The 5,752-nt window shown below is 33.2% G+C and carries 9 protein-coding genes; 8 read left to right on the plus strand and 1 reads right to left on the minus strand.

What is annotated here, in order from left to right; translation table 11 throughout:
* The 4 genes from RSTT_RS05770 to RSTT_RS06300 all read left to right on the plus strand — a co-directional run bounded on the left by RSTT_RS05770 (position 1) and on the right by RSTT_RS06300 (position 3,377).
* Entirely contained in the window at positions 1-207 is a 207-nt protein-coding gene (locus tag RSTT_RS05770; protein ID WP_096526035.1) for a hypothetical protein, read from the plus strand.
* Between the two features lie 10 nt (positions 208-217).
* On the plus strand, positions 218-517 hold the full coding sequence (locus RSTT_RS05775; RefSeq protein ID WP_096526036.1) for a hypothetical protein: 300 nt from the start codon (positions 218-220) through the stop codon (positions 515-517).
* A gap of 11 nt (positions 518-528) precedes the next feature.
* Complete coding sequence (locus tag RSTT_RS05780) at positions 529-825, plus strand: hypothetical protein (RefSeq protein WP_096526037.1); 297 nt, start codon at positions 529-531, stop codon at positions 823-825.
* A 1,805-nt stretch (positions 826-2,630) separates the two neighbouring features.
* Complete coding sequence (locus tag RSTT_RS06300; RefSeq protein ID WP_172412902.1) at positions 2,631-3,377, plus strand: hypothetical protein; 747 nt, start codon at positions 2,631-2,633, stop codon at positions 3,375-3,377.
* Here RSTT_RS06300 and RSTT_RS06320 read toward each other — a convergent pair.
* Positions 3,363-3,902 carry a hypothetical protein gene (locus RSTT_RS06320; protein WP_186330526.1) on the minus strand — a complete coding sequence of 180 codons (540 nt, stop codon included), beginning with the start codon at positions 3,900-3,902 and terminating at the stop codon, positions 3,363-3,365. The two genes, RSTT_RS06300 and RSTT_RS06320, sit on opposite strands and share 15 nt — an antisense overlap.
* 68 nt (positions 3,903-3,970) lie before the next feature.
* Here RSTT_RS06320 and RSTT_RS05795 point away from each other — a divergent pair, with 68 nt between their 5' ends.
* The 4 genes from RSTT_RS05795 to RSTT_RS06310 all read left to right on the plus strand — a co-directional run bounded on the left by RSTT_RS05795 (position 3,971) and on the right by RSTT_RS06310 (position 5,522).
* Entirely contained in the window at positions 3,971-4,399 is a 429-nt protein-coding gene (locus RSTT_RS05795) for a hypothetical protein (RefSeq protein ID WP_149030068.1), read from the plus strand.
* A 216-nt stretch (positions 4,400-4,615) separates the two neighbouring features.
* Positions 4,616-4,999 carry a hypothetical protein gene (locus RSTT_RS05800; protein ID WP_096526039.1) on the plus strand — a complete coding sequence of 128 codons (384 nt, stop codon included), beginning with the start codon at positions 4,616-4,618 and terminating at the stop codon, positions 4,997-4,999.
* Positions 5,000-5,152: 153 nt separating this feature from the next.
* The gene (locus RSTT_RS06305; protein ID WP_172412903.1) at positions 5,153-5,290 is read left to right on the plus strand and encodes a hypothetical protein; all 138 of its coding nucleotides are present in this window, start codon (positions 5,153-5,155) and stop codon (positions 5,288-5,290) included.
* Between the two features lie 34 nt (positions 5,291-5,324).
* Positions 5,325-5,522, plus strand: a complete 198-nt coding sequence (locus RSTT_RS06310) for a hypothetical protein (RefSeq protein WP_172412901.1) — start codon at positions 5,325-5,327, stop codon at positions 5,520-5,522.
* The last annotated feature ends 230 nt before the right edge of the window (positions 5,523-5,752 follow it).

Genomic DNA, 5,752 nt, shown 5'->3' on the forward strand with positions numbered 1-5,752 from the left:
ATGAAAAAGGTAATAGTATTTTGTGGTTTGGCGTTAATGATGAGTGGATGTTTGTTTTCTAAACTTAATGATGAGCTTGTAAAACAAATGTTGGAAGAAGTTCAGATATGTAAAAACATTTCTGGACTTGATAAGGCGGAAAAGCTTAGTGTGATTTATAAAAATATTAATGGAAAAAATATATTCTCTTATGTTGTAAGATTTTAGGGTAAAAAAAATGAAAAAAACAATTATATTGTTAGTTGTTTTTTTAATGTTTTCTGGCTGTTATAAAAAACCAATAACTAATATCCCTGTCCCTGAGGAAATTGAGGAAATTAAGATACCTGATGTTTATTATTTTTCAGATATGTTCACTGCTTGTAATTGTTTTCTTGCTATAAGCACTTTATTTTTTTTGGCAACTGTTATGTTTGCTGGATACTCTTTTTTTGGGAAGGATTTTGACATTAATGATTATAGGAGGCCTGTTGAATTAGGCAATAGAATTGTTCCTCAACGTGGGAATAATATTTAGGAGTTAAAATAATGAAAAAAATGTTTGTGTTATTGTTATTAGTATCTATATTTTTTGTGCAGAATGTGGAAGCAGGTATTTTTTTTGGTCAGCGCGATAAGTTAAAGGATTGCCATGCGGAAAAGAACGCAATAGCCAATAAATATAATGATTGCCAAAAACGTTACGATGAACTTAATGCTAGTTTTGAAAGTCTGTGCAAGTATGTCGTTGGCGCTGCTCTTGCTCTTGGCAGTGTTGTTGTTTATAAAATAAATGCTATGAATAATAAGTTGAAGAAACTGAAGAGGCGTCTGATAGTCTCTTAACAATCTGAAGTTAATTGTAAAATTATGTTATAATAAGTTAGTCAATTCATATATTTAAACTTCAAAATTGCCTTAGATGGTAAAGCATAAAGACAAGTAACCTAGAAACGCTACTTGTCTTTTTTGCTTCGTATATGTATAATCTTGATGTTATGTAGTACCTTAGCGTTTCTGTGCTATGTAATGCCGAAAAGTAGTTATAAGGCGAGTGTCAACCTAAGTCGGAGACTGTTGAATAATGCAGGCTTCTTAGGCTCTGGCGGATAGGCTCTAAAGATTGGTTAACGTTAGTAAGAGTAAACGGAGTGTATTAAGAGAAAATATCTTTCTCTTTTCCTTTTCTCTTTCTGCCAAAAAGTAATTATGTAATACCTTGCCGTTGCCTTGTCTTTAATAAAAACAAAAGTAAAAATATCAGTTGTAATATAAACTAATAGAACTAACATAGAATGCGAAGCATAAGAGGAGCGAAGCTCCGTGCCTGTCCTTGTCTTTTCTTTCTTAAAAGCCTGCCTTTAAAAAAAGCTCAAATCTAAAAGTAAAAATAGTCATATTAAACATTGTCTAAAATCTTGTCTTTAAAAAATAATGAAAAAAATCTGTTGTCGTTGACGTTCTCTGGAACACCCTTGAGGCTGTTCAGTAGAAGCAGCGGTATTCCCGCTTATATATTGTCTTGTCTTTAAAATCTATTCTGTTTACTGTTAAAACGTAAAAAAAACGATTAAAAATCGTAAAAACTGCGTTAAAGGCACGCTGGTGCCTTTAATAACGCAAAACAGACGTTCTCTGGCTATATACCAGTAAAAACGTCTTAAAATGTCAAAATATGTCAATATTGTGCCAAAATAAGGCATTATCATATAGTCTAAAGCCTTAAATAAAATAAATTAAAAAAATAAAAAAAGGCTAAACGACTGTGATAAGCCTTGAAAAGCTTGTAAAAGCTAAAAAAACGGATTTACATCCGTTAGACGGACTGCAAGTCCGTTAAAAAGAGCTGGCTAAAACTAAAGCCAGCGATAAAGCGTGCGTATAAAGACTTGAATTGTATTAGCACGCTGTCCACATCGTTTTTGATTGTTGTGAAAAAATGTGGAAAAAAAACTTATATTTTAAAATGTAAAAGATTGGTAAAAAAATATTGGAAAGTCTCTAAAAGGCGATAACTGATTGTCTAATACTAGTACTTGAAAAACGCAATAAAATGCGTTCCAGTCTGTCTTTAAAATCTAATCTCTAAAATAATATAAGCCTATGATTAAATATCATAGGCGTTTCCCAATTGCACTACTTGATATGCAATTGGCTGACTGACAACAAAATAATAACGATAGTTTATGAAAGCGTAAAAAGCTAAGACATTATGATAATGCTTAGTCGCTGTTTGTAAATATGCTTAAAAATTTATTATATATTTATAGGCTTGCACGACATTTAGATAACGTCTGTGATGTATAAATAGTCAAAAGCTGTCTTAAAGCAGACGGCAAAAAAACAGTAAAAGCGAACGAAGTGAGCGACACATCTAACTTGATATACATATATGCTACGTGGTTTCAAAAAGAGCCGTAAAAAAACAAAATAATAATTACTTCCTTAATCGTTTTCAGCAGAAAACGAAACAGTATAAACTTGATATACTATATGCTAGCTGACAGAAAATAAAATGAAAAAAAGATTAAGAAAAAAAGTGAAAAAAATTCAGCCCAAAAAATAGACCCGAATAAAACCTATCTGCTTTGTTATACAAACTTACCTTAAGAGACACGCAAAAAAATATCTGGAAAGTTTAAAGAAAAAAAATGAAATTGAAAAAAGCTTTATGCGTATATTTAACGATTGTTCTGTTTTTGACAGGCTGTGAAAATCTTAAAAGCAAGCTAAGAGGCAATCAGAATACTGACGCTTCTGCCGACCAGCCGACAGGCGATATTATAAAAAGCGATAATAGTGGAATAATTGAAAAGCAGAAAGAAAAAGAGTCAGATTTAAAAAAAATAGAGAATAATGTCGATAATCCAAATGGTGATAACGGTGGCGATAATAATGGCGATAATCCAAATGGTGATAACGGTGGCGATAATAATGGCGATAATCCAAATGGTGATAACGGTGGCGATAATAATGGCGATAGTAGTCAACACAAATCGTCCAGCGAAGCGAATGGAAAAGATTTAAGAGGATGGTTATGGGATCATAAAGGAAGTATTTCAGGTATAGTATTAGCGAGTGCGGTAGTTATAGGTGCGATAGGATTTTGGGGTGGACAACCAAATGTTTGCGCAGTTAATTACTTTTATGTTCCCCAAGCAGTTCAGGAAAATCAAGCCCAAGTTCAAGTTCCAGCAGTTCAGGAAAATCAAGCTCAAGTTCAAGTTCCAGCAGTAAGTTCAAGTTCCAGCAGTTCAGGAAAATCAAGCTCAAGTTCAAGTTCCAGCAGTTCAGGAAAATCAAGCTCAAGTTCAAGTTCCAGCAGTTCAGGAAAATCAAGCTCAAGTTCAAGTTCCAGCAGTTCAGGAAAATCAAGCCCAAGTTCAAGTTCCAACTAAACCAACTATACCAACTACAAGAACAACTACTATTACAAGAACCACAAGCACAAGAACAACTACTACAACGACAATTACAAGAAAGACTGCTTTTAGCACAAGAACGGCAAGACCTATTACAACTACGAATAAATAACTTACGCCGACACTTTCGAGAACACCAAGCAATGCCATTTCTGCAAATAGAATACTTAGAGTACCAAAATCGATTAATACAACAATTATTGCAACAAGCACAACAACTAGCAGAACAAGTACAACAACAACAACTAGCAGAACTAGTACAACAACGACAACAACGACAACAACGACAAGCACAACAACTAGCAGAACTAGTACAACAACGACAAGCACAACAACTACTAGCAGGACAAGTACAACAACTACAGCAACGACAACAACGACAACAACGACAAGCACAACGACTAGCAGAACTAGTACAACAACGACAAGCACAACAACTAGCAGAACAAGTACAACAACAAGAACAAGCAGAACAAGTACAACAACAAGAACAACAAGCACGACAACTATTAGAACTAGCAGAAAAACTATGATAATGTTTTAAATAAATTAAAATGAGAGATATTCTTATGATAAAGATAAATATATTTCCTATTAAAAATCCGTTTAGAAGTTCTAGAACTGTTCAAAAGGCTTTAAAAATAATTAATAAAAATTTTGTATGCAATATTATTGTTTTGTCGTTGCTTTTGTGTAGTTGTGGTAAAAAACAAGCATTGTTAAACACCGCAATTACTGAAAAAAGCGAAGTTGTATCAGAATTAAAATCAGAGTTGGCGAAAATCCAAAAAGAGTTGAAAGAAAAAAAGGAAAAATTAATAGAAGTTCAAGAAGAGTTGGAAAAAGCAATAGAAGTTCAAGAAGAGTTGGAAAAAGAAAATTGGCAAAACCTATGGGAATTATATGACAATCGAATGGGTTTTTTCTTATTGGGATTACTTACAGCGGACTTAATCGTTTTAGGTTGTATTTGTTGTACAATGTGCTCTTGTTGTTAGAGTAAAATTCCGTAAAAAATAAAAAGTAGTAAACGTTAGCAGGACATAGAATGCGAAGCATAAGAGGAGCGAAGCTCCGTGCTTGTCTTTCCTCTCTTAAAAGCCTGCCTTTAAAAAACTCAAATCTAAAAGTAAAAATAGTCATATTAAACATTGTCTAACATTCTGTCTTTGAAAAAATCTATGATAAAATATTAATTAGTTTAAGGATATTAAGTGGAATATAAAAAAGAAACCGACTATTATGAAAACGATATGCGTCATACTGCTGACGCACCAAAACTTGAAAAGAGATTGAAAAAATCTCTTAATGTTTTTGGCTTGGTATTGTTGGTTCTTGCTGTGTATTTATTTGGCTCTTTTTTATTGTGTTCTTGTTATCGTCGTAGTGTAGTTGCTGATAACAATGCTGTTTTGCCTGATGCTGTTACTGGATTGAAATCGGATAAAAAATTGATTAACGGAGCTGAATTATCGCTTATTGAGCGTTCTGTTGTTGCCGAGCGGTTTCGTTTTGGTGCGATTGCGCCTGTTATTGTTGATGTTGCCGCTGTTGATATTGCCGCTGTTTTGCTACAAATATTCCTGCCCATAATATAGTAGGTTGCCGCTGTTGCTGTTTTATAATGTTCAGCATTTTGCTATGCCTGATGTGCCTGTTGCCAATAATGACGGTTGATTTTAATGATTAATATTATGTTTAAAAAATATTTGTTTAATAGGTAAGGATAAATCAAAACGAGGGATATTCTTATGAAAAAAACTAATAATAAATATAAACCCATAGAAAATGCATTTCCTATTAACAATCCGTTTAGAAGTTCTAGAACTGTTCAAAAAGCTTTAAAAATAATTAATAAAAAAGTTGCTAAAAAAAAGATTAAATGCTAATATGATTGTAATGAAAATATTCGCTGTGATTTTAATGTTGTTTGTGTTCTTGTCTGGCTGTCAGAGTAAGGTTATAACAGGCATTTTTAAAAATAAAGATGATGTTTCAACTTCTAATAATTCAGCTTCAGAGCCTGCTCCGACGCCTACTCCTACTCCGACGCCTACTCCTACTCCGACGCCTATTCCTACTCCGACGCCTACGAATGCTAAGTGGTCTTGGTATTGGTAATTTCCATCGTCTACGCTTGCTCCTGCTTCACTAGAGAGACTGCGTCTCAAGATAAACTCAATTAATTATTAAGTTATAAATTATGAAAAAGCTTGCAGAAATGCAGGCTCTTTTTTTTGCTTGCTTTATGTGTTGGTAAATGATATTTTTTTAAAGAAATGATTGAAAAATCAATGCGACGATATACTCTCTATATCTATTACTACTATTAAAGACAAGGAGAGATAGAA

The organism is Candidatus Endomicrobiellum trichonymphae (genome assembly GCF_002355835.1).
GTDB lineage: Bacteria > Elusimicrobiota > Endomicrobiia > Endomicrobiales > Endomicrobiaceae > Endomicrobiellum > Endomicrobiellum trichonymphae.